The 23855-nt window shown below is 46.5% G+C and carries 18 protein-coding genes and 1 tRNA gene; 3 read left to right on the top strand and 16 right to left on the bottom strand.

What is annotated here, in order from left to right; translation table 11 throughout:
- Nucleotides 1-16: 16 nt before the first annotated feature.
- Entirely contained in the window at nucleotides 17-250 is a 234-nt protein-coding gene (locus NQ565_RS07600; protein WP_016661408.1) for a hypothetical protein, read from the bottom strand.
- Between the two features lie 266 nt (nucleotides 251-516).
- Here NQ565_RS07600 and NQ565_RS07595 point away from each other — a divergent pair, with 266 nt between their 5' ends.
- Entirely contained in the window at nucleotides 517-1977 is a 1461-nt protein-coding gene (locus NQ565_RS07595) for an aminoacyl-histidine dipeptidase (RefSeq protein ID WP_005654711.1), read from the top strand.
- 32 nt (nucleotides 1978-2009) lie between these two features.
- Nucleotides 2010-3095 (top strand): endonuclease/exonuclease/phosphatase family protein, encoded by a 1086-nt coding sequence (locus NQ565_RS07590; RefSeq protein WP_394330095.1) that lies wholly within the window; start codon nucleotides 2010-2012, stop codon nucleotides 3093-3095.
- Here the strand turns inward: NQ565_RS07590 and NQ565_RS07585 are convergent.
- The 10 genes from NQ565_RS07585 to NQ565_RS07540 form a co-directional block, all read right to left on the bottom strand.
- Nucleotides 3092-4261: a mechanosensitive ion channel family protein gene (locus NQ565_RS07585; RefSeq protein ID WP_040315792.1), complete on the bottom strand. Its 1170-nt coding sequence runs from the start codon at nucleotides 4259-4261 to the stop codon at nucleotides 3092-3094. The genes NQ565_RS07590 and NQ565_RS07585 overlap by 4 nt on opposite strands.
- Nucleotides 4262-4358: 97 nt before the next feature.
- Nucleotides 4359-5033: a phosphatase PAP2 family protein gene (locus NQ565_RS07580; protein ID WP_005654705.1), complete on the bottom strand. Its 675-nt coding sequence runs from the start codon at nucleotides 5031-5033 to the stop codon at nucleotides 4359-4361.
- A 1-nt stretch (nucleotide 5034) separates the two neighbouring features.
- Nucleotides 5035-6936 carry an LTA synthase family protein gene (locus tag NQ565_RS07575; protein WP_005654704.1) on the bottom strand — a complete coding sequence of 634 codons (1902 nt, stop codon included), beginning with the start codon at nucleotides 6934-6936 and terminating at the stop codon, nucleotides 5035-5037.
- A 112-nt stretch (nucleotides 6937-7048) separates the two neighbouring features.
- Nucleotides 7049-7705 carry a fructose-6-phosphate aldolase gene (fsa, locus tag NQ565_RS07570; RefSeq protein ID WP_005654702.1) on the bottom strand — a complete coding sequence of 219 codons (657 nt, stop codon included), beginning with the start codon at nucleotides 7703-7705 and terminating at the stop codon, nucleotides 7049-7051.
- Between the two features lie 76 nt (nucleotides 7706-7781).
- Complete coding sequence (locus tag NQ565_RS07565) at nucleotides 7782-9254, bottom strand: ATP-binding cassette domain-containing protein (RefSeq protein ID WP_040315791.1); 1473 nt, start codon at nucleotides 9252-9254, stop codon at nucleotides 7782-7784.
- A 210-nt stretch (nucleotides 9255-9464) separates the two neighbouring features.
- Entirely contained in the window at nucleotides 9465-11267 is a 1803-nt protein-coding gene (locus tag NQ565_RS07560) for a PL29 family lyase N-terminal domain-containing protein (protein WP_005654698.1), read from the bottom strand.
- Nucleotides 11268-11278: 11 nt separating this feature from the next.
- Nucleotides 11279-11491 (bottom strand): hypothetical protein, encoded by a 213-nt coding sequence (locus NQ565_RS07555; RefSeq protein WP_005654697.1) that lies wholly within the window; start codon nucleotides 11489-11491, stop codon nucleotides 11279-11281.
- A 567-nt stretch (nucleotides 11492-12058) separates the two neighbouring features.
- Nucleotides 12059-14056: a type I pullulanase gene (gene pulA, locus NQ565_RS07550; RefSeq protein WP_005654694.1), complete on the bottom strand. Its 1998-nt coding sequence runs from the start codon at nucleotides 14054-14056 to the stop codon at nucleotides 12059-12061.
- A 49-nt stretch (nucleotides 14057-14105) separates the two neighbouring features.
- Nucleotides 14106-14675 carry a crossover junction endodeoxyribonuclease RuvC gene (gene ruvC / locus NQ565_RS07545; protein WP_005654692.1) on the bottom strand — a complete coding sequence of 190 codons (570 nt, stop codon included), beginning with the start codon at nucleotides 14673-14675 and terminating at the stop codon, nucleotides 14106-14108.
- Nucleotides 14672-14977 (bottom strand): DUF4286 family protein, encoded by a 306-nt coding sequence (locus NQ565_RS07540; RefSeq protein WP_022103763.1) that lies wholly within the window; start codon nucleotides 14975-14977, stop codon nucleotides 14672-14674. Before NQ565_RS07540 ends, ruvC begins: the two co-directional genes overlap by 4 nt.
- 104 nt (nucleotides 14978-15081) lie before the next feature.
- Between NQ565_RS07540 and NQ565_RS07535 the strand changes: the two genes are divergently transcribed.
- Nucleotides 15082-15155: transfer RNA gene (locus NQ565_RS07535), tRNA-Ala, on the top strand.
- 193 nt (nucleotides 15156-15348) lie between these two features.
- On the opposite strand, the gene NQ565_RS07530 is transcribed toward NQ565_RS07535, so the two are convergent.
- From NQ565_RS07530 to NQ565_RS07510, 5 genes are all read right to left on the bottom strand, one after another.
- Complete coding sequence (locus NQ565_RS07530) at nucleotides 15349-16353, bottom strand: ISAon1 family transposase (protein ID WP_040315496.1); 1005 nt, start codon at nucleotides 16351-16353, stop codon at nucleotides 15349-15351.
- 10 nt (nucleotides 16354-16363) lie between these two features.
- Nucleotides 16364-16714, bottom strand: coding sequence for an ISAon1 family transposase N-terminal region protein (locus NQ565_RS07525; protein WP_005652161.1), 351 nt, complete (start codon nucleotides 16712-16714; stop codon nucleotides 16364-16366).
- Nucleotides 16715-16928: 214 nt separating this feature from the next.
- The gene (locus tag NQ565_RS07520; RefSeq protein WP_040315790.1) at nucleotides 16929-19706 is read right to left on the bottom strand and encodes an alpha-L-fucosidase; all 2778 of its coding nucleotides are present in this window, start codon (nucleotides 19704-19706) and stop codon (nucleotides 16929-16931) included.
- A gap of 13 nt (nucleotides 19707-19719) precedes the next feature.
- Nucleotides 19720-22041, bottom strand: coding sequence for a glycoside hydrolase family 20 protein (locus tag NQ565_RS07515; protein ID WP_005654686.1), 2322 nt, complete (start codon nucleotides 22039-22041; stop codon nucleotides 19720-19722).
- Nucleotides 22042-22064: 23 nt separating this feature from the next.
- Nucleotides 22065-23642: a sulfatase family protein gene (locus tag NQ565_RS07510; protein ID WP_005654685.1), complete on the bottom strand. Its 1578-nt coding sequence runs from the start codon at nucleotides 23640-23642 to the stop codon at nucleotides 22065-22067.
- Between the last annotated feature and the right edge of the window lie 213 nt (nucleotides 23643-23855).

The raw sequence follows: 23855 nt of genomic DNA, 5'->3' as shown, positions 1-23855 counted from the left end.
ATTGTTTTTAGTTTATTTAGTTCATACTATCGTTTAAGGCTTTCTCCAGTTCATCGATAGAGAAGCGGCTTTTCTTCTGTGCTTCCCTGTCTTGCGACTGCACGCATCCGATTCCTCTATCACGCATCGCCTTATTACCGCTGACATGTCCGTTAGGAAACTTACCGCCTTTCACAAAAAAGACCTTCACGCCCAATAAAACAATGCAAATAGCAACTATTAACAAAGTTATCAATAATGTACCAAGCATTTCCATTAAATTTGTTGCACAAAACAGAATATCGTCCGATAAAAAGCATTTGAAATTTGTTTTTACTTTTATCAGCACTGTTTTGTGGGTGCAAATATAGGGCTTTGGTTGGACTAAGCACCCTTTTTTACTCTAAAAAAAGAGAAAGGGAAATAAAATAGCCAATTAATTTAACCATATTTAGCAATAAGAGGTTAATTTGTACAAGATAACAGAAGATCAGGATACGCTTCACTTGTATCCTGGCTGCTATAAACTATTAAGATATGGAAAAAAAAGATTTGAAACCGGCTGGCGTATTCCACTATTTCGAGGAAATCTGCCAGGTACCGCGCCCTTCCAAAAAGGAAGAAAAGATTATCGCTTTTCTAAAAGCATTCGGAGAAAAACATAAGTTGGAAACAAAGGTGGACGAAGCCGGAAACGTACTGATTAAAAAGCCTGCCACTCCGGGCATGGAAAACCGAAAGACCGTTGTGCTACAGTCGCATGTAGACATGGTATGCGAGAAGAATAATGATGTGAAGCATGACTTCCTCACCGACCCTATCGAGACCGAGATAGACGGGGAATGGCTGAAAGCCAAAGGTACGACGCTGGGGGCGGACAACGGTATCGGTGTAGCCACCGAACTTGCCATCCTTGCCGATGACAGTATCGAACACGGACCTGTCGAATGCCTGTTCACCGTAGACGAGGAAACCGGACTGACCGGTGCCTTTGCCTTACAAGAAGGTTTCATGAGCGGTGACATCCTGCTGAATCTCGATTCCGAAGATGAGGGAGAATTGTTCATCGGCTGTGCGGGCGGCATAGACTCCGTAGCCGAATTCACTTATAAAGAGGTGGATGTACCTGCCGGATATTTCTGCTGCAAGGTACAGGTAAAAGGACTTAAAGGCGGACATTCCGGCGGCGATATCCATTTAGGACTCGGTAATGCCAACAAATTATTGAACCGCTTCCTGAGTCAGACTTTCAAGAAGTACGATATGTATCTCTGCGAAATCGACGGCGGCAACCTGCGCAATGCCATTGCACGCGAAGCACATGCCATTATAGCCATCCCCGAAGCCGACAAGCATGCACTGCGTACCGACTTGAATGTATTCGCCGCCCAGGCAGAAGCCGAATATGCTGTAGCAGACCCCGATTTGCAGTTTACCCTCGAATCGGAAAATCCCCGTGCCAAAGCTATCGACAAAGACACTGCCAAACGTCTGTTACAGGCTCTTTACGCAGCTCCACACGGAGTATATGCCATGAGCCAGGACATTCCGGGTCTTGTGGAAACCTCCACCAATCTGGCATCCGTAAAGATGAAACCCGGTAACATCATCCGTATCGAGACAAGCCAGCGCAGTTCTATCGAGTCTTCCAAACAAGACATTGCGACTATGGTACGTACCGTATTCGAAATGGCAGGAGCCAGCGTATCTTTCGGCGACGGCTATCCGGGCTGGAAACCCAATCCGCACTCGGAAATCCTGGAAATTGCGGCGGAATCATATAAGCGTCTGTTTGGTGTGGATGCCAAAATAAAGGCTATCCATGCCGGACTGGAGTGCGGGTTATTCCTCGACAAATACCCCTCTTTGGATATGATTTCCTTCGGGCCTACCCTGCAGGGAGTACACTCTCCCGATGAACGGATGCTTATCCCCACTGTACAAAAGTTCTGGGATCACCTGCTTGATATATTGAAGCATATCCCTGCCAAGAATTGATGAGCTTACATAAATGGAGATATAAAGAAAGAATGCGGAGCAAAAGAGGACATGCTCCGCTTCTTTTTATCCCGCTATCCGCTCTGATGCTTCTTGCTTTCCTGACTTCCGCTCCACTCCACGGGCAAGAGAAGAAAGATACTCTTACCTTCCGCATCATGGGTTACAACGTAGAAAACCTGTTTGACTGCCGCCATGATACCCTGAAAAACGACCGTGACTTTCTGCCCGATGCCGTCCGGCGCTGGAACTATACCAAATACAAAAAGAAACTGAATGCCATTGCACGTGTCATCATTGCCGCAGGCAAATGGACACCACCCGCACTGGTTGCCCTCTGTGAAGTGGAGAACGACAGTGTGCTACGCGACCTTACCCGTTACTCCGTCCTGCGTGAGGCCGGCTACCGCTATGTAATCACTCACTCTCCCGACGAACGGGGCATCAATGTAGCGCTGCTCTATCAAAGAGGCATCTTCAAATTACTTTCCAACCGAAGCTATCCGGTAATGAAACCTCGCAGAAACAACCGCCCCACACGCGATATTCTCCACGTCAGCGGACAGCTTTTAAACTCCGACACTTTGGACGTATTTGTCGTGCATTTTCCGTCCCGGTCCGGCGGGGCAAAAGCGTCCGAACCGTACCGCCTGGCAGCGGCACAAAGATTGAAAGACACAACAGACAGCCTGCTCCGGATCCGCACCCGCCCTCAAATCATCATTATGGGAGATTTCAACGACTATTCTGACAACAAATCCATACAGAAGATACTGAAAGCCGGAATACCGCCCACAGAAACGGACTCTTTGGATTCCCGGACGCTTTACCATCTTTTAGCAAGAAAAGGCATTGACAACAAGCATTTCGGCAGCTACAAATATCAGGGGGAATGGGGACTGCTCGACCATATCATTCTTTCCGGCAACCTGCTGATGCCAGGTTCTCCCTTATACACCGCAGAGGAGAAAGCCGGTGTGTTCCGTGCTCCTTTCCTTCTGACCGAAGACCGGAAATACGGCGACGAACAACCCTTCCGCACCTACTACGGCATGAAATATCAAGGGGGATACAGTGACCACCTGCCCGTATGGGCAGAGTTCCGCCTACTGTATTAATCGGAATACTGGTAGAGCTTTAAATCGAACTTGCCGACTATTGCCAGCAAATGATCGAAAATATCGGACTGAATGCGCTCGTATTCTCTCCATACCTTATTGCGGGAGAAGAAATAAACCTGTATGGGTACTCCGTAAGTGGTTGGTTCTTTCTGACTGATAATCAAATCCATATCCTGATTGACAACCGGAAGGTTGCGCAGATAGCGTTCAATATAAATACGATAAAGCTGCGAGTTAGTGGGCACTTCCCCTTCCGCGGGCTGATAATCCGCCATCAGAGGTACATTCTTACGGATAGCATCCAAGTCTTCCGGCGTACAGAACTTCAGGGTAGTCATATCCAGATAGATATTTTTATTGACCCGGCGTCCGCCACTCTCCTGCATCCCCCGCCAGTTCTGGAAAGAGTTATTGACCAGCGTATAGGGCGGAACGGTAGATATCGTCTCATCCCAATTCCGGATCTTTACAGTATTCAACGTGATTTCCTCGACAGTACCGTTGGCTACTCCATTGGGCAACTGTATCCAGTCGCCGATACGCAGCATATCATTGGCAGAAAGCTGTACCCCCGCCACAAAACCCAGAATACTGTCTTTGAATACCAGCATCAGTACAGCCGCCGATGCACCCAAGCCTGCAAACAAAGTCATCGGGGACTTATTCACCAGCACCGCGATTATAACAATGCCGCCGATAAAGAACAGCAATACCTGAAGAACCTGCACAAACCCTTTCATCGGACGGTTCTTCTGCTTGTCCCTTGCATTATATACATCCAGCATCACCAGCAACAAGCCGTTGATAGTGAACAGTATGGCAGCAATGATATACACCGCACATATTTTCTGTGAGAAGTCCAGTATCTCTTTTCCCCGCACAAAGGCCAGGGGCAATAAGAAGTAAACCAATACACCGGGCAAGATATGAATAAGATGATGCACCACCCTGCGTTTCATCAGCAATGTATTCCACTGGTGGGGTGCACGCTTTGTATAATGTTTCATCCCCCCTACAAATATAGCCTGACACAGATAATCCAGCCCTATCGATACGCCTATCATCAATACGGCAATGATCGTCTCGTCAAACATGTTCGCAAGTTTCGGGTCTACTCCCCAATCAATGAGGATTTCGTTCATCCAGCTTCCTAAGCTCACCATAAGCATTCTGTTTTTATTAGTCTGTCGATAAGGATAACAAATCCAAAGGAAAGATGTTTATTCGCCTTTGCCTCAAAGAAGCGGACAAAGCAAGCCGCTACAACATCGCCCGTATCAGTGCATAAGCCAGAATGCCGGATATGGTAATTCCCCCTACCCAGATTGGAACATAGATATGCTCATAACTCTCTTTACGCCTATACTTACACAACCGGCTGAAAAGCCAGTAACAGAGAGAAGCGCCTACAAAGCCCACAAAAGCACCTACCAGCAAGTCGCCGGGATAATGTACTCCCAAGTAAGAACGGGAATAGCACGTTACCACCGCCCATAACATGATGAACCAGTTCAAGGCACGGTTACGAAACAGATAGAACAGGAAGAAAGCCAAGCCGAACGTATTGGCGGCATGGCAGGAGGGAAAACCGTACCGACCGCCCCTATAACCGTTTACTATCTGCACGAACTCCGAAACGGGATTCTCCAGATTCGCCGGACGAAGCCTGCACACTACCGGACGGATAACGGTTGCCCCCACCTGGTCGGCAAAAACAATGGTCAGCGCAATAGCCACGACACAGCCGATGGCAACTTTCCAATGCAGGTTGCGGACAATTACATAAAGGATGGCGGCATACAACGGCACCCAAATCCACTTCCCGCTAAAGGCATACATAAAATAATCCGCCCATTCGGCACGCCACCCGTTTATTGCGAGCAACAGGTCGGTGTCCGTTTCGACCAACCCCGACAAAACATCTGCTAATATCATTCTATCTTTTGGCTATATCGTCATACAACTTCTGCAGATAGGCCTGCCCCAAAGAGAGGTTTTGCCCTTTCTTCGGGCCTTCATCTACAACAATCGCATCCGCTTCATTATTAAATATCAATTGGTTGTCCGGCGTCAAAAAGCCGAAAGCGTCCGGCACGGTAAAGAAAGCAAAATGAGGAGAAGCCGGATTGAGCATATCTTTGCTGAACGTAAACTCACCGTGCGGTATCGACAACTGCGCCAATAACGTAGCGGCAATATCCTGTTGGGAACCGTAGATACCGATACGTTCCGGTCCGCGTACCGCCCCGCCCACTATCAGCAGAGGAATCCGGTATCTGCCCGTTTCAAGGTTTCCGATACGTTCGGGATAGGCCCCCAAGTGGTCGGGAACCAGTACCACTGCCGTATTCTTCCATTGCGGCAACCTGCGGAACTGTTTCACAAAATCACCGATGCAACTGTCCGTATACGCAAAAGCATTCAAACGTTCGTTCGCCAAACGGCTGTACGGAACTTCAAACGGCTCATGGCTGCTGGAAGTCTGCAACACACGGAAATGCGGCGTCTCCCTACCCGCCAGGGTACTGTCGGCAGCTTCCGCCTTCAGGTCGTCCAGCAAACGGCGGAATACAAGATGATCGTGCACGCCCCACTTGCTCAGACGCTCCGATACCGGAAAGTCCCGGTCGGCAACAATGTCCTCAAAACCGGACGACATCAGATAGGAACGCATATTGGTGAAGTCGGCATCACCGCCATAATAATATTTCGTCCTGTAACCGGCATTCTTCAAACTGCCTGCAATGGCAGGGATAGACTGCGTCTTACGGGGATACTTCATTATGCTGGTAGTGGGCTGTGCCGGATACCCGCTCAATATGGCAACCAACCCGCGGTCGGTGCGGAAACTGTTCGCATAGAAATTCGTGAAGAGAACGCCCTCTTGCGCCAGACTGTCCAACTGCACGGCCACGCCGGGTTCTCCCCCAAGCGTCGTCATCAGCCACGAAGAGAAACTCTCCATGATGATAAAGAGCACATCGGGACGCTTTGTCGTAAACAACGAATGCAAAGAATCCGGAGCCTGCTGCAGGGAATCTGTCGAAAGACCGTCCCGCATCGGAACGGCAGGGTCTGCCAAACCGGAAAAAATACGGTCGGCCGCATCCGCTTCCATGAAACGGTATTGACTGCCGAAGTCCTTCTGCTTAGAGAGAGACTCCATTAAGCTGAAAGCCGGATTAATGGCGGCATGGTTCAAGCGCTGGTCGGTACTGAAATACACCTTCCCGGTATTCATGGTGGAGACTGTAAATCCGCCGCGAATCGGGATAAACAATAATCCGGTCAGCAGCAACAGTACCCCCGATACCCTCAAACGCCGATAAGGTATCTTCATGCGTTCGAAAACCCGTTTCCGCAACAGCACGCCATGGAATATCCCGTATAATGCCGCCGCATAGGCAACCATTGCAATAATTCCCCCGATTACCACCCATATACTGACACTTGCCACCGCATCTTTGGGCGAAGAAAAGAAATAGAACAGAGGCGTAGCGTCCAACCGGAATCCCCAGTATTCGTATAATCCCAAATCGACGGTAAATATAACGGAGAGCAAAACCGAAACGAAAGCAAAATAACCGTACCATATACGGCGAAGAAGATTGGATACCGTCCAGGCAGAACAGATAAAGAGCAATCCAGGAACAGCAGTCAGATAGCCTGCAAGCGATAAGTCCAACGGAAGTCCATGCCACATCACACCCAACCACTCCGTCCACGAAACGCCCTCGTACAAGGAACGGTAGAAGAGCATAAAAAACGGTTTCTGTAATGCGAATATACAGATAAACAAGCAGTATGTCTTGAGAAATCCTATAAGCCTATCTTTCATCGGTGCTTTTTCTTAAACTGAATATATTCGGCAAAAATAAAGTTTTTTATTCTATTTCTCGCCAATATTGGTTAAGAAATGCGTGAAAGATAGGCTTATAAGAATTTAAGAGCTATCCGTTTACACGTTTATAGTCTTCCAGAAACTTCTTTAATCCGGCGTCCGTCAGCGGATGATTCAGCAGTCCTTTTATGGCGGAAAGCGGACATGTAGCTACATCCGCCCCTACCTCTATGCACTGGATGATATGCGCCGTATGGCGGATGGAAGCCGCAAGCACCTGGGTAGCGTAGCCATAATAACGGTATACGTCCACAATCTTACCCACCAAAGCGATACCGTCTTCACTGATGTCGTCAAGACGGCCTACAAAAGGCGAAACGTAAGTTGCTCCGGCTTTTGCCGCCAGCAGCGCCTGCCCTATGGAAAATACCAGTGTACAGTTGGTGCGGATACCTTTTCCCGAAAAGTATTTAATGGCTTTTATGCCGTCTGCGATGCAGGGTACTTTCACCACGATATGCGGATTGAGCGCGGCGAGTTCTTCACCTTCCTTAATCATGCCCTCGTAATCGGTGGCAATAACCTCTGCACTGACATCTCCCTGCACGATGTTGCAGATGTCTACATAATGCTTGCGCTGGTTTTCCACGCCTTTGATACCTTCTTTCGCCATGAGCGAGGGATTGGTAGTCACTCCGTCGAGTACGCCCATATCATAGGCTTCCCGAATCTGGTCTAAATTTGCAGTGTCGATAAAGAACTTCATAATATAATTTGTTTAAGGATTTATTTTACAAATATAGCGATTTACGCCATAGTCTGTTCTTTATCAGCAGGATATTTTAACGGTTACGCGTCAGGCACAAACGGTGGGTTATCGTTTCCGGCAACTCGTTCTCGTAATGGGTCACCATAATCATGGTCTTGTCCCTACGACGGCAGAAGGCTTCTATGATTTTCCTGACGCGACGGCGGTTGTACGTATCCAGCCCGTGCAGCGGTTCGTCAAGAATCAGCAGTTCGGGATCTTTCACAAAGGCACGCGCCAGCAAGGCAAGGCGCTGCTCGCCGCTGGACAGTTGCAGGAAAGGCTTGTCCTTCAAATGCGCCACACCGAAAATATCCATCCACCACTCGCACACAGCCATCTGGCCGGCATGCGGACGTTTGTACAAACCGATGCTGTCGTGCAGTCCGGAAGCTACGATTTCGATGGCAGGCAGGTTTTTCAGATAGGCACGGTGCATCTCCGGACTGACGTAACCTATATGCTTCTTGATTTCCCAAATGCTCTCTCCCGTACCTCGCTTACGGCCGAACAGACGGATGTCGCAGGCATAAGACTGAGGATTGTCCGCACATACCAGACTGAGTAAAGTGGACTTGCCCGCACCGTTCTCACCGCTCAATGCCCACTTCTGCCCACGCATCACCGTCCAGTCCAGTTCTTTCAGAATCGTACGGTCACCGTAGCGGATACTGACTTTGTTCAGCCGGACCACTTCGTCCGAAGTAAAGTTCATGTTTTCGTAAGGAAGACCGGCAATGCGCTGCTGCAATTCGCCCAAAGAAGCGACATCCGCCTCAGCACGGAGGGCATCTTGTTCACGGAAAGCCTGCAGGTAGGCTGCACGCGGCATTTTCTCTCCCACTGTTTTATTGTCAACAGGAACTACGTGGGTAATAAAAGACGGTATATCATCCAGCATGGAAAGTACCAGTACGATTTGCAGGGAAGCAAGTTGCGCCAGCTTCTCCAAGACAGTGTACAACAGCTCGCGCGTAGCAGCATCCAGTCCGATGAAAGGGTTATCCATGATAAGGACACGCGGAGCCGTAAGCAGCGTCTTGGTCAACTGGAACTTACGGAGTTCTCCGCTGGAAAGGAGAATAACCTTCTTGCCCAGCATCGGTTCGATACGGAAAAGCTCAAACAGTTGCTGTCTGAGAGACTCGTCCTTTACCTCGCCCAGCAGGTCGCACACCAGCGGAGCATCTTCCTGGTCGTGAGCATTCCAACGCTGCTGGTAGTAATAATTGGCATCGGCGGAACCGTAGGTGTCACGAAAAGCGATGTACCTGATGTTGTCGTAAGCGGTTTGTGTGGCGGAAGGACGGAAATCGTATGTCAGCGTACCGTCGCGCAAGGGATATTTGCCCGTAAGCAAATCGACCAACAGACTCTTTCCTGCCCCGTTAGGGCCTGCGATAGCGATATGTTCACCGTCGAGAAAATCAAGGGTTATGGGGTTCGATAAACGGACAAGCGGGTTGCGTGCCACGCCCCCCGCTATATGTATGGTATGTTGTTGCATCCTGTCAATGGTTTGTGGTTTGAACGGAGCAAAGATAAGAGAAAAAAATCTTTTTCCGACATCGCCACTCCTGTTGTTGTCACTTCCCGATTCCGTTTTCACATTTTTCAAACTTTCACCAATTTTGCGGATATGAGAACCGTATAACCACAAAGTAAGGAAAATAGAAATTCAAAATCTGTTAGCCGATGTTGAAAAACAGAAAACGGCTTAAAAAGCCAAAACAGCCCGTACCCGGTCAAGCATATTGCCTTTAACTCCATTCGACACGTAGCCAAGGTACATATTTACAAAAAATGCATTGTCGCCATTATCCGGAACTTCTGAAGAAGACCAATAAAGAGCTTCACCAACTTTTTGAGCTTCGAAGTCAGACAAAGCCTCTAACTTCTCATTGACAACGTTGACATTACTTCCGGAAACATTTATACCGCCATAGTTTCCATTTTCCGACCAGCCACTTTCTACCCAGCCCGAACAGAGTGTGGAGAGTTCACGTACAGAAGGAAAATACCAACCGCTACTGCTCTGTGGAGTCGGATTGTCAGAAGTGTATGCAGCAATTTCCATATAAGCTTTTAATAAACTGCCACTATTACTCGCATCATCATTCCATGCCTTCATTGCCTGTGTATTGCTATAACCACATATATGGCTTGTTTCGGAGACACCTATACCGGTTTGCCGATAAACGGATTGCCAACTGATGCCAGCGCTTGCATCCTTCAAGGCAACTACCAAACCATGTGCAGACTTTTTAATACTATTTACTTCATCCCCCATTATAATGGTTTTGGAAGTATCGCTTATTTTCCCTTTCAATTTACTATCATTCTCCGCTACATTACCTGTATGGAAAATGACACCTATCGGAGTTTTCGTATTGTCAAGAGTTGTGGAAAAAGTGCCGTCACTGTAATAATAATCGCCCACAGTCGCTGTGATATTGGAAATCAGTGCACGAGCAACACATGTTATTCTTCCGTCTGTCCCCACTATGGTTACCTCAAGCATGGCTTTGTCGCCAATATCAATGCCCGCAGGAGCATGAACGGTAATAACAGATGTATAAACTCCCTGTGAAGCAACAGGTTTCGTTATTGTTGCACTCCAAGGCGTTGCAACGGCTCGTGTCCGGATATCGGTGCCGACACCCTTGTCACTGACGACTTGAACCATGATAGCAGTACAGTCGCTTTCCCTGAAACCTGCTGGAAACGTGAAAGGAATTTCGGTAGTAAAGGCAGTTATGATTAAGGCGGAATTAGCCTGCCCTGCCTGGTCGTCACCAATGTAAAAAGCCCTATAAAGGGGAAGTTCTATCAGTTCAGTGCAAGTTACCATTCCTGCTGCATCCGTATTGGTTATAGTAATAATAACAGAATTGCCGCTATCGTCTACTGTAATAGAGCTGGAAGCCCCATTTATCCCGTCTGTGCCGTCAACGCCGTCTTTACCTATAGCTTTTACCCCTGTAGATGTCCAAGAAGCACCTTTGTCGATAGAGATTTCCCATTCTTTGCTAACTGCATTGATGCGGACTTTCGGAGCAACAGCATCGTCACCTTTCATACCGGTCTCGCCCCGTTCGCCTGTAACACGCAGAGGGCTACCATCGTTGTCCAATATATAGGAACCGTCCAAAGTCCAGTAATAAACGCCGCCGTTCTCTTTCACGCCTATATTGGGAACAATACCTGGAGCGCCGTCATTACCTTTTTCGCCTTGCCTTCCGTTCTTTATTATTACAGTTTCATTTTTCAGAAAAGCAATCATATAACCTGAACCATCTGGTAATTCACTTACACCTGTAACGTAATCGTTATCAGCAAGAGCAGCAATAAGACTTTGCATACTCTCGATTTGCACGTTAGCTGTCTTCTGCCACTCCTCAAGGGCAGAAAGTCGGGCATTGAGGGCAGTCTGTTCTGCACGTATTTCATCAAGGCTCTGATGAGCACAACTGCACAGTATAAATGTGGCAGCAAACAATAAAAATAAACTCTTTTTCATGAGAAGAAATTTTAATTGATTAACGGATTAGAAAGTAAAATACAGCCGGCAAATGCAAGAATGCTTCCTGCAAGAATATCTTTCCGATACAATTGCATCGGAAGCAGCACTTTTCGTTCCGTACAATTTTCCTTATAGAACATTTCCCGGTTGGAAGCATACAAGGAGTCTTGAGCTGCTGCCTGTAACTGCATAAAGGATGAGAGATGTGTTTTTTTCGTCATGTGGCATAGTATTAAGTTAAACATACAAAAAACGTGAGTCGCTGTATTTGTTTATCTTATCTATCAGGCCTTCGCATTGCCTTGCACTTAGATAAACAACAGCCACTCACGTCGTTTTGTATATAGATACTTTTCTTCCCGGTATACCTGGGAAGAAAGTAGGTATATAACACAGACGTGAGCGTTGTTGTTATCACCTTCAAGTGCATTTCAAAGTTGCGAAGTTTGATAGACGAAGATAATTTCAATAACGCTTCTTACAAAAATATAGATCCATTGCACCCAACGGACTGTTACAAAGATAAACAGTTTTTCCCAACCAAAGCGGGATTGTTCTGTTTTTATTTCACTTTTTTCAGGAATACCTGAAACTGCCACCACTTATTACGCTAGCTTGCCAACGGATATGCTCATTATCTCTTCTCATTTCTCGCGGATGCATCACCAGTTTATCCCCATTAAACTTCAGGTTCATTAGGAATAAACTTCAGGTTTATTCCTAATAAACTATCAGTTTAACCTAAGTAATCAGGAATAAACTCCAGCATTCTTGTGCCCAAAGCCCTCTTATTTATAGAAAATAAGCGCAGACTGTGCCGGAACTGAAATCTCCGGTCCGTACATCGTTCCCAATCCCTTCTCACTGATAAATCCGTCCTTGCAAACAACCGTATATTTGCCTTCGGGTACTGATACCTTAGCCGTTTCCTTACGCGCATTCAACACCACATAGATATCTCCCCACGCATCACCGCCGGCATGCTCTTTCAACCGATAAGCCACTACGTTGCCGCCCTCAGCCGGCAGGAACTCCAGATGTTTGCGAACCAGTCCGGCATCTCCCAGGCGGAAAGCCGGATGATGTTTACGCAACTGAATCAATCCTTTATAATAAGCAAACACATCGGCATGCTCCGTCTTGCGTTTCCAGTCGATGGCATTGACGGAGTCCGGACTTTGATAGCTGTTGTGTACGCCCTTCTTATCGCGCATCACTTCCTCGCCTGCATAGATGAAAGGCACGCCCTGCGAAGTGAACACCGCCGTTTGCGCCAGCTTATCCAACCGGGCAAGCTCTTCGGGAGTGATACCGGGGATGCTGGACTTCAGTCTGTCCACCAGGCACATATCATCGTGGCAAGATACATAGCTAATCATCTGCGTGGGTTGTTCCGCCCAGGGAGCCTTACTGTAATTCACTTTTCCATTATCAACCTGCGGATGCCTGACAGCACCGACAATACCGAATTTGATACTCTCCTCTCCCCCCGGCAGTCCGGCAAGGAAAGCGCCCTGACGGTTATCGTTGAACGGACCGCGCAACGCATCACGCATTTCGTCGGAGAAAGCTGCGATACCCGGCATCTTATAGGTATTGGCTTTCATCGCCAAGGAGTCCTGCGCCAATTGGGGAGCCGATGCGGCCCATCCTTCTCCATAAATAAAGATGGTAGGGTCTACCACTGTTGCCGCCTTGCGTATTTCGTTCATGGTTTCGATGTCGTGAATGCCCATTAAGTCGAAACGGAAACCGTCGATATGGTATTCGTTTATCCAGTGCAATACGGACTCTACCATATATTTGCGCATCATAGGGCGGTCGCTCGCCGTTTCGTTGCCGCATGCAGAAGCATCTGCGAAACCGCCGTCCGGAGCCTGACGATAGAAATATCCGGGAACGGTACGCTCGAAATTGCTCTCGGCCGTATTGAAAGTGTGATTGTACACCACATCCAGCACTACGCGGATGCCTGCCTTATGCAAGGCTTGCACCATTTGCTTGAACTCACGGATACGCACATCCGGTTTATAAGGGTCGGTGGCATACGAGCCGTCGGGCACATTGTAATTCTGCGGGTCATACCCCCAGTTGTATTTGTTCTCGTCCAGTCTGGATTCATCTACAGAGGCATAATCATAGGAAGGAAGGATGTGCACATGCGTCACTCCCAGTTCTTTCAGGTGGTCGATACCGGTTGCCAGCTTGTCCGGATTTGCCGTACCTGTTTCCGTCATTGCAAGGAACTTGCCTTTGTTCCGAATGCCCGAAGAGGGGTCTATGGAGAAGTCACGGTGATGTACCTCGTAGATTATCACATCGGCAGGCGATGCCAGCGGCGGACGTTTATCTTCCGCCCAGCCTTCCGGGTCGGTTTCCCGCATATCGATAACAGCCGCACGCTTACCGTTTACACCTACAGCCTGCGCATTGATACCCGGCGTATCGCCCAGCCATTTTCCGTTGATTTTTACATTGAAAGTATAGAACTTGCCTTTCAAATCCTGCTCCACCTTAGTCGTCCACGTACCGTCTTCGGCGGGCGACATGGCAACCGTTTCGTACGCATGTCCGCCCTCTCCCGCATCATACAGCATCAGACGCACTTCATCCGCAGTAGGCGACCAAAGCGTAAATTGCGTAGCAGCCGGAGCATATTCCATTTCTGCCAGACTGCCCGTACGGACCGGATAGAGTTCGTACGACGCGTATTCTTTCTTTGAGGGGGCGCAACTGGCAACTGTTGTAGCCGCAACTCCGATAATGACAAGATTGTTCAATTTCATGGTAGTATTTTTAAGTATAAAATATTAAGTATAATATATAAGGTATAGGTCAGCGTTTTACTTTGTCGGGATTCTTGGCTATGAAGTCTTTCCAGCCGTGATATCCTTTCTCTGCAACAGGACGCCCCATTTGCAGAAAATGGCAGTAGGCAGCGGCAAGCCCGTCGGTGGCATCCATGAATACGGGCATTTCCTCCTTCGGAAAATGAAGCATGCGCTGCAGCATATCCGCCACCTGCTCTTTAGATGCCTGTCCGTTTCCCGTTATCGCCATTTTTATCTTCAGAGGAGCATACTCGGTAATGGGAATATCACGGCTCAGGGCAGCAGCCATAGCCACCCCCTGCGCACGTCCCAGTTTCAGCATGGACTGCACGTTCTTTCCGAAGAAAGGCGCTTCAATGGCAAGTTCGTCCGGCAGATAACTCTCGATAATACCCAGTACCCGTTCGTGGATGTGGCGAAGTTTCAGATAGTGGTCGCCAAATTTGCGAAAGTCTATGATACCCATAGCAATCATTTCGGGCTTGGTTCCCGCCACACGCAGCACCCCGTACCCCATAATGGTAGTACCGGGGTCGATACCCAAAATAATTTTTTCCTTTACCGGCTGTATCACACTATCACCTCCATTAATGTCGGGAAACCGATTACTTTGTCCTTGAATATTTTCAGTAATTCCTCGTTCAGCTTCACTCCCTGTTCCTGATGCCAACGATGAAGTATGGCTGAATTTTCCACCTCAAACTGTACAGAGTAACAGACACTTCCCTCCTCAATATGGCTTAGTATGCGTGCAATGCGCGGAGCATACAGCGCACCGTGCTTCTCTACTTCGGGAAGATAAAATTCCTGCATCCAGGTGAGGAAGTATTTCTCCTGTCCTTCCTCTACATGATAGGTCGTATTATAGATCAACATAATTTCTTTTTGCATTTTATTGCGCAAACATAGCAATTATTTCAGAATAATGCATTATATTTGCGCCATCAAATAAAGCAGGTAGTTCTGCAAACGTTAGCAACGGGGCGTTAGCTCATCTGGCTAGAGCGCGACACTGGCAGTGTCGAGGTGATGAGTTCGAGTCTCATACGCTCCACAAGTTATCAAAATTAATTATACAAATCCTTGAATTCCAAGCATTCAAGGATTTTTTTATTTTATTTTCTTTTCCCCATTCTTTTATACTCATTCAAAGAGGTCGTAAAAAGCAACTCCCCCCAGCGAAAAAGAAAAGCGCATATTGCCCCATTTTATGGGTCAGCGGATTTCCCCGGTTGGCAAGCTTTCTTTTAAGCGTATAGCCTAGCCAGTCTGAACATGAAGAATTTCAGATCAGCCACCCCTCTTAACTGGCTTCGAAAAGCTTTGATTTTAGCATTGAACGACTCCGCTGAAGCATTTGTCAATCGTTCTTCAAAATAATTTATGATGGTCGTACTATGGTTTGAAAACGTATCAAGTACCTTGTTGAACTCCATATAGTCAAACTTTTCCACTTCATTGTACCATCTTGCGAGATTTAGCCTTGCTTCATCGAGACCTGACTTCTTGTTGAAGATGTCTGTCAGTTTCATGCTAAGGCTGTATCCTTCCAGAAGCTTGGGGAATTTATCAAAGAGAATGGCAGCCCTGGTCTTTTGCTGTTCATTCCATTTGCTCCAGTGTTTCAGTATAATGTGCTTGCTTCTGCTTACTATCTGTGACAGGGTTTCTCCGTTCTCCATTCTTTCAGGTTCCCATTTCCCTATTCTTTCCCTTTCCGCCTTACTCTTTGTTTCTTTCTTCTTTTGGCGATGCTCCCTGATAGCCTGATTTTCCGCATCAAGTACTTTCCACCGATAGCGTATTCTTAACTGGTCAACAGCTTCAGACATGAGCTGCTGTACATGAAAACGGTCATTGATCAGCTTTGCGGCAGGAAACACCTTTCTGACTGTCAGCATCATGGCTGAAGATAAATCTGTAGTGACAGTCTTGACAGACAGCCGTTTCCGGTGCGGAAGCCTGCGCAAGATTCCGCTTACCGCATCTGTGGCCACTCCACGAACTATTGCAACTAAAGCACCCTTACGACCTTTAGCTGCTTTATTGGTCAGAATCGTATAAACATCTCCATTGCTCAGGCAAGTTTCATCCAAAGAAAGCTTTTCTCCAATATTTTCAGGATAAAGGAGATAGTCATGCGCATGTTCGAGCTGATCCCAGTTCCGGTAATCACTGATTTTCTCCTTGTATTGTTTACGAAGAGTCTGCCCTTTTACGCCATAACGTTCCGCAAGCACACTGATGCTCACAGGAGTAGATTCAATCTCCTTCTTTTAAAAAAGAGACGAACTCAGAATTGAGCCGTGTACCGTCAAATTCGGATAAATCCCAGTCATAACTGAAGATTTCATTGGAAGATTTGTCAAGCCATTTACGTTTACGAACATGGAGATAAGTGGCGCGACCACGAATAGGATAGTCTTGGATTGTACGATACTCACCAAAACCATAGGATATGATATCCGGATTGATCTTATCTTCTTTTAGTTGAACTTTTTTTTCATCAAGATAAATATCAAAACGGTCAGCACTCTTGTCGAAATTGACAATATCAAAGTTGTCTATAAGCACATCCGGAAGGATGGCACGAAGGAGTTGTGCGGGTTTCATAAAACAAAGGTAAGCAAAGATAGCTAATTTTAAAACTTACCAACCAGATATTTCCGCTGAGCCCATTTTATTTGGCTTGCTTATAAATGGAAAGAGGAGCGATACAACATCGTGTACTGCTCCTCCTTGCCAATATATGAAAAAACAAATCCCGACTATTGCACATAACGGACCGTACTCCCAGTCCTGCTTTTAACATCGGCCTGTTCTCCTTCTAATAGTATTTCACGGCAGGAGCTGCCGCTCCTTTATATTGTTTATTGACATAAACACGTATCCAATCTATGTACATACAAGGCATGGCGCTGTTGTCCCACAGTTCAGGTTTCACAGCTCCGGCCCATGCTTTGGGATTGGTTGAGATACCGGTACTAAAAATCATAAAGAAACCTTTAGGATCACTCCACGGCCAATCGGTATTACCATTTTCCCCTCGTTTGTGCTCAAAATAAGTAGCTCCATTTACCCCACCTACTATACGGTCGGGATACCATTCCAACCAATAGATATTCCATTTTGACATATCTCTGATTTCAATAGACGAGGTAACACTTCCTGCCCCCCCAATGACACCGGCATAATGATTTTCCGAGTGCAGGGTGAAATGAGCACGGTTGTTCAATTTCCTTTTAGGGTTCTCCAAAAGATCTATCTCACCATTGGCAGGCCAAGGAAGATTATTATTGCCCATAAACCACAACGCATCGTTGAACCCCTCATAGGCATTACGTTTGAATCGCACCTCAATGCGCATATTTTCTGTAAAATTACACCACTCCTCACTACTTCCGGGCAGAGCAGTCCGATAACATCCATGTGAGAATTTCACACGCTTACCGAAACGGTTATCCACCGAATCGGCTTCTTCTATGCTACGAATCTGCAATACACCATTCTTCACTTCCGAACAACGGCTGTTATCTACCCGAGCATCACGACTCATATGCTTGCCTCGATGTTCGATGAATCCCAACGGCAGTCCATTACGGGTATCCCGCTCCAGAAATTCATGTGCAGTGAAAAAACTCCATCCATCCACCGACGGATGGGCATCCCCAACTTTTAAAGTAAGCGGTGCACCGGGAACGGGATAGACTGCAGATTCATCATCTTTAGCAGGTAAAGCAACAGCGAATATTCCTATTTCAGCAATCGATGTGCATGGTTTCCCACTTATTTCAGCAAGAGGAACCAGACGAAAGAAACGTCCTCTATAACTTTGTTCAAAGTGTACGAAACAAGTCACAGGGTTATGCATAATGTTACTGAACTCCCCGGATGTGGCACATGTTTTCCAATGCGAGCCATCCATACTGACTTCAAAACGGTACTTATAGATAGTTCCTGCCAGATTATCGTCCTGCGCAGGGGTATAGCTAAATCCGGTGATTTCGGCATCGCGCCCCAAATCTACAGTGAATGTTTTGAGCCCTTCCGTACGCCATACTGTCTGTACATTTTTATCAAAAGCCTTCCGCATAGTCTCATCCGTACCGGAAAGACGCCATTGGCTTACCGGCACATTGCCCAACTGCACTTTAGCGCTATTGTCTGTCAGCGGACGGGCATAAAAAAGTCCCGTACGCAAAATGTGGGCTGCGTTACGCGCAGAGCGTATCGTCAGACGAATTTTCTCCGGTTGGCACTCTGTAAAACGCACCAAACGCTTGTAGCCCACAGTAGTACCTTCGGCGAGTGTCCGCCAATTCCCATCCCAATAGCCTTCCAATAAAAAACTTTCCACACGTTGGCCTTTGGTTATATCCTCCTGAATCATAAATGTGTTTACAAGAGCATCCTTCCGTACCATGTATTCTTTCGATGTACCTGATAGGGCTTCCCACCGTGTTCTCCCCCTCTTCAGATAATCTTTTTCAAAAGTATTTTTGAGGTAAGTAGAGAACTCTTTTAGCCTGCGGCAATCATTTTCATGGATAAGTCCCGACTTATCGGGTGGAATATTGAGCAATAACACCGAATTATATCCTACCGACTTGAAGTAGATATCTGCCAGATGCGCAAGCGATTTTACATGACTATCCTCCTTGGAATGGTAAAACCAGCCCGGACGGATAGATACATCCACCTCCGAAGGAAACCAAAAAAGCTCTTTTGCGCGCGCCACAATGTCCCGGCTTCCCAAATCTTTTGACTTGCCAAATACGCCCAGCTCCTTATTTTGTCCTATGGCACGGGAATAAATACCAGGAGTCAATACCGTAGCGCTCCATTCTGTCTTACGTCCGATGCCCTTCTCGTTGCCTACCCAACGAACGTCATCGCCCATGACAGCAGTAACCGCTTTGGGCTGTAAACGCCGGATTGTACGCTCAATAGCCTCCCAATCATAAATTTGCTTTTTGCCATTAGGCCCTTCCCCATTGGCTCCGTCGAACCACACTTCATGCACCTCTCCATAGTTGGTAAGCAACTCCGTAAGCTGCTCGATGAAGAACCGGTTATAAGCATCGCCTTGTCCGTAACATTCGGCATTGCGATCCCAGGGTGAAAGATATATACCGAACTTCAAGCCATATTTCTTGCAGGCATTGCGTAATTCGCGCACCACATCTCCCTTGCCATTCTTCCAGGGTGACGAGACAACAGAATGCCGGGTAGTCTTGGTAGGCCATAGACAAAAGCCATCATGATGCTTGGCAGTAATGACAGCCATCTTGAAACCTCCTTCTTTCAAGGCACGCACCCATTGCTCGCAGTCCAGTCCGGTGGGATTGAAAAGCGCAGGATCCTCCTTGCCATCTCCCCATTCACGTCCTGTAAAAGTATTGATACCAAAATGTAAAAAAGCCGTTAGTTCCATCTGCTGCCACTCCAGTTGCTGTGGTGTGGGTACTAACCGGGATGCCATGTCTATTTTCTCCTCCACCGTAGCTTGTGGTGGAAATTCCAAATGCTTTTCGTAATATTCCTGTGCATTGGACTGTGTATAACAGCCCAACAACATCAAAACTGAAAAAAATGTCTTTTTCATGGTCATTCTTTTTCTATTCAATAATTAGCTCATCTATGCACACTTTCGTTTCTTGCTCCGGACGAACATGCGTTGGCGGATTCATACCAGCTCCATAGGCAACAATACGCACATAGCGAGACTCATCTTTTAAATCAAACTGTACATCCTCTGTAAACATACCCTGTCTGAATATTTCCGTCTCTGCAAAGGACTGTTCTTTTATTTTCCGGTATTGACGATCATCCGGCGATACCCAGACCTCTATCCTGCGTGGTTTGTGGATGCCCATGCCGTAACTGTTGTTGAATCCCATTATGAGTTTCTGCATACAGGTTTTCTTGCCTAAGTCAAGGGTGATGCAGATTGTATCGTTATTTTCCCATGACGCCCATTCAAAGTCAGAACTGCGACTGCTCCCTCTGACTCCGTTAACCAGCACATCCTTTGCCGGAGAGTCCGTATATACTGTACAAGCTGTCGCCTTATTCAAACCAACCGGCAACGTCAGCGTTTTCCCCATGCACTTTCCATTGTAAAAAGTTGCACATTTCAGCAAAGTGCTCTGTTTTACAATCAGAGGTTTTACATAGCGCGGAGAGTTGACCGTTGGTTCACTCCCGTCCAAGGTATAGGCTATCTCCACATCGGGACGAATACAATCCAGGGTGACTTGTAACTTGCCATCGCGAACCGTTACAGAGTGCTGAATATTATACATTGATTGGGCGAAATTCACTCCTTTGACGGCCAATCGTTCCGTAAAATGATCCAATGCTTTCAGAAAGCGGCTCCAGTCTTTCTTTCCTGGTATAGTCCACCCTACTTCAGCCACAGCCGCCAACCGAGGGAACAACATATATTCCACATCACTGGTCCGGTTGCAGAACTCTGTCCACATAGAACCTTGCACACCCATCAACAGCGACTTTATCCCATCACTCCAAGTCGGTTCCACAGGTTCATAACTATAAATATCTTTCAATGTATTATTTCCAAAATAGGTATATGGCTCAAACCATTGGGGACCTTGATAACGGATAAGATACATGACACGAGCAGGAGTCATTACAAAGCGATGCCCTTGCCCGGCTGCTTTTAGCGCAGCTTCACCCATACCTCTCCAGCCGAATATAATAGCATCATCAGGTATCTGCGATTGGGTCAGTTCGTCCCATCCCATCACTTCACGCCCCTTGCTTTGTACATACTTGCTCATACGTCGCATAAAATAGCCTTGCAAATCTTCCTCATCCGCCAGTTTTTCCTCTCTGATACGTTTCTGGCAAAGCGGGCATTGCTTCCAATGCGTTTTCCAAGCCTCATCACCCCCTAAATGAATATACCGGGAAGGAAAAAGCGCCATTACCTCATCAAGAACGTCTTGCAGGAAATGATAAACATTTTCATTCCCCGCACAATAAATGATGTCAGCATGATTCCCCCCGAGTCCCGGCAACACACCTATGAATTTATCCACTACAGGACAAGCAAGCATCGGATAGGCTGCAAGAGCCGCATTGCTGTGTGCCGGCATATCTATTTCAGGTATAATTTCAATGCACCGTGAGGAAGCATATGCCACAATCTCGCGTATGTCCGTCTGGGTATAGAATCCTTTTTTCACGGTAGGCTCACCTTGCCGTTGGTTGTGCCTCTCATGGAAAAGCAAGCCTTCCCGTTCTACACGACGGGAGCCTACAGCCGTAAGCAAAGGATGCTTTTTTATCTCAATGCGCCAACCGTTATCATCAGTAAGATGCAAGTGCAATGTATTTATCTTCAACAAAGATATACAATCTATCAGACGTAAAAGGTCTTCTTTAGGAATAAAATATCGGGCTACATCAATCATCACGCCTCTGTACCCGAAACGGGGACTGTCATCGACGGTAGCAGCCGGTACGCTCCAGTCGACATTCATTGCACGCTCTCCTCCCTCCAGCTCTGAAGGCAGAAGTTGGCGCAAGCTTTGAAAGGCATAGAACGCCCCTTCTTTACTCGATGTATACACGTTAATCCGCTTAGGAGTGATGACCAGGCGATAAGCTTCTTTTTTTAAGGAACTGTCAAAACGAAGGCAGACGTCACCGGCTTTCGCTGTTGTTTTCACTTGAGGAGTAAAGCCTGCAGGAACATTGAACAGCGAGGCGAACTGTTCTGCTACAGATACCATAGCTGTATCCTCTACGGTGATTACCGTACTGGCTTTAAATATGAAATTACCCTTTTCAAGCGTAAAATTCTCCGGTGCAGGTACAATTTCTAATTTTTGCATCTTGCGCTCTTCACCTCTGACATAAAGAATGCAGACACACAAAAAGAAGAAGGTCAAAATGAAGATATTTTTTTTCATTTCTATATTTATATAGTGAAAAATCAGTCTCTATCACGTTCCGGCGAGAACCGCACCGGATCGTTATACTGCTCTTGCAGCTCCAGCATGGTTTCTTTCAAACTATCTACAATTGACGCATAGTCGCTGTTTCCGTATAAATTATGCATTTCTGTAGGATCCTCCTTCAGGTCATACAGCTCCCAAGTGTCAATATCATTGTAAAAATGAATAAGTTTGAAACGGTCTGTCCGTACTCCGTAATGACGTTTAACCATATGCTCTGCCGGATATTCATAAAAATGATAGTACAAAGCCTTGCGCCAATCCACCGGATGCTCACCTCTCAATAGCGGCAGCAATGATACTCCGTGCATATCCTCGGGTACTGGAATGCCAGCAAGTTCCAGAAAGGTAGGAGCATAGTCGATGTTCTGTACCATCTCACGGATTTCTCCTTTTGCATTCAACCCTTTGGGCAGATGCATAAGCAATGGTGTGTGCATAGACTCCTCATACATGAAACGTTTGTCAAACCATCCGTGCTCACCCATGTAGAATCCCTGATCAGAGGTATAAACCACCAATGTATTTTCCAGCATACCTTTGTCTTCCAAATAATCCAGAATTCTTCCGACATTGTCATCCAATGACTTAACCACCTTCATATAGTCTCTCATATACCGCTGATATTTCCATTCCGCCAGTTCCTTGCCTTTCAAGTTGAGCTTATAGAACTCTTCAGTAATAGGTGCGTAAAAATCTTCAAACTGCTTGCGCTCAAGCGAGTCCATACGGTTCAGCATACATTCATATGTCTTTTTCAAACGCGACTCCTGACCGTCTTTCAGCATTTTCAAATCATATATAAGATCCATATCTTCAGCAATGCCCATTTCCTGAGAAGCAGCGGCAATACGTCCTTCGTAATCATCATGGAAATTTTCCGGCAATGGAAAGACTTTATCTTCGTAAAGTGAAAGATTTTTGATTTCCGGTAACCAATTCCGGTGGATGGCTTTGTGGTGAATGAGCAGACAGAACGGCTTCTTCTTGTCCCGTGAGTTTTCCATCCAGTCAATACTCATATCTGTGATAAGATTCGTTATATATCCTTTCTTCCGGATAGTGTCGTTGTTCATGTTAATAAAATCCGGATTGTAGTAATTACCCTGACCGGGAACAATTTCCCAATAATCGAATCCAGTAGGAAGACTTTCCAAGTGCCACTTCCCGATAATTGCTGTCTGATAACCGTTTTCACGCAAAATTTTCGGGAAAGTCTGCTGAGTACCATCAAATACGCAAGTACTATTGTCGTAAAACTTATTACCGCAACTGTGTTTACCTGTGAGCATGCAGGCACGACTAGGCCCGCTAAGCGAATTGGCCACAAAACTATTGGCAAATCGCACTCCATCAGACGCAATACGGTCTAAATTGGGAGTATGAACATAACGACGATCATAGCAACTCATCATCTGTGCCGTATGGTCATCGGTCATGATGTACACAATATTATACGGCTTATATTTCTGTTCCTGCTTTTGCTGGCAAGAAAAAAGTGAGGAAGATACAATAGTCACCCCTGCTACTGAAAAAAGTACATGTGTTGTTTTCATTTTATTAGGATTACGAATTATGGATTACACACACTATATTATTAATTCCGTCTGCAAAAATGGCAAGCTCTTATATAGATTACAGCCCTATATTTACTATAAAAACTCCAATAATCGCTATTTTCATATTATTTTGATTAGTATGGAGAGTGCATCCCGGACTTAGCTTAATAAATAAAAGGAGGCACAGAGCAAACAACTACTCTATGCCTC

The organism is Bacteroides stercoris ATCC 43183 (assembly GCF_025147325.1).
GTDB lineage: Bacteria > Bacteroidota > Bacteroidia > Bacteroidales > Bacteroidaceae > Bacteroides > Bacteroides stercoris.
Note: the sequence above shows the minus strand (reverse complement) of the source record. Positions and strands in the feature narration are given on the sequence as shown.

Excerpts from the sequence above, each read along its gene's own strand:
- NQ565_RS07600 (WP_016661408.1), bottom strand. The coding sequence starts at position 250 with ATGCTTGGTACATTATTGATAACTTTGTTAATAGTTGCTATTTGCATT.
- NQ565_RS07595 (WP_005654711.1), top strand. The coding sequence starts at position 517 with ATGGAAAAAAAAGATTTGAAACCGGCTGGCGTATTCCACTATTTCGAG.
- NQ565_RS07590 (WP_394330095.1), top strand. The coding sequence starts at position 2,010 with ATGCGGAGCAAAAGAGGACATGCTCCGCTTCTTTTTATCCCGCTATCC.
- NQ565_RS07585 (WP_040315792.1), bottom strand. The coding sequence starts at position 4,261 with ATGGTGAGCTTAGGAAGCTGGATGAACGAAATCCTCATTGATTGGGGA.
- NQ565_RS07580 (WP_005654705.1), bottom strand. The coding sequence starts at position 5,033 with ATGATATTAGCAGATGTTTTGTCGGGGTTGGTCGAAACGGACACCGAC.
- NQ565_RS07575 (WP_005654704.1), bottom strand. The coding sequence starts at position 6,936 with ATGAAAGATAGGCTTATAGGATTTCTCAAGACATACTGCTTGTTTATC.
- fsa (WP_005654702.1), bottom strand. The coding sequence starts at position 7,705 with ATGAAGTTCTTTATCGACACTGCAAATTTAGACCAGATTCGGGAAGCC.
- NQ565_RS07565 (WP_040315791.1), bottom strand. The coding sequence starts at position 9,254 with ATGCAACAACATACCATACATATAGCGGGGGGCGTGGCACGCAACCCG.
- NQ565_RS07560 (WP_005654698.1), bottom strand. The coding sequence starts at position 11,267 with ATGAAAAAGAGTTTATTTTTATTGTTTGCTGCCACATTTATACTGTGC.
- NQ565_RS07555 (WP_005654697.1), bottom strand. The coding sequence starts at position 11,491 with ATGACGAAAAAAACACATCTCTCATCCTTTATGCAGTTACAGGCAGCA.
- pulA (WP_005654694.1), bottom strand. The coding sequence starts at position 14,056 with ATGAAATTGAACAATCTTGTCATTATCGGAGTTGCGGCTACAACAGTT.
- NQ565_RS07540 (WP_022103763.1), bottom strand. The coding sequence starts at position 14,977 with ATGTTGATCTATAATACGACCTATCATGTAGAGGAAGGACAGGAGAAA.
- NQ565_RS07525 (WP_005652161.1), bottom strand. The coding sequence starts at position 16,714 with ATGAAACCCGCACAACTCCTTCGTGCCATCCTTCCGGATGTGCTTATA.
- NQ565_RS07520 (WP_040315790.1), bottom strand. The coding sequence starts at position 19,706 with ATGAAAAAGACATTTTTTTCAGTTTTGATGTTGTTGGGCTGTTATACA.
- NQ565_RS07515 (WP_005654686.1), bottom strand. The coding sequence starts at position 22,041 with ATGAAAAAAAATATCTTCATTTTGACCTTCTTCTTTTTGTGTGTCTGC.
- NQ565_RS07510 (WP_005654685.1), bottom strand. The coding sequence starts at position 23,642 with ATGAAAACAACACATGTACTTTTTTCAGTAGCAGGGGTGACTATTGTA.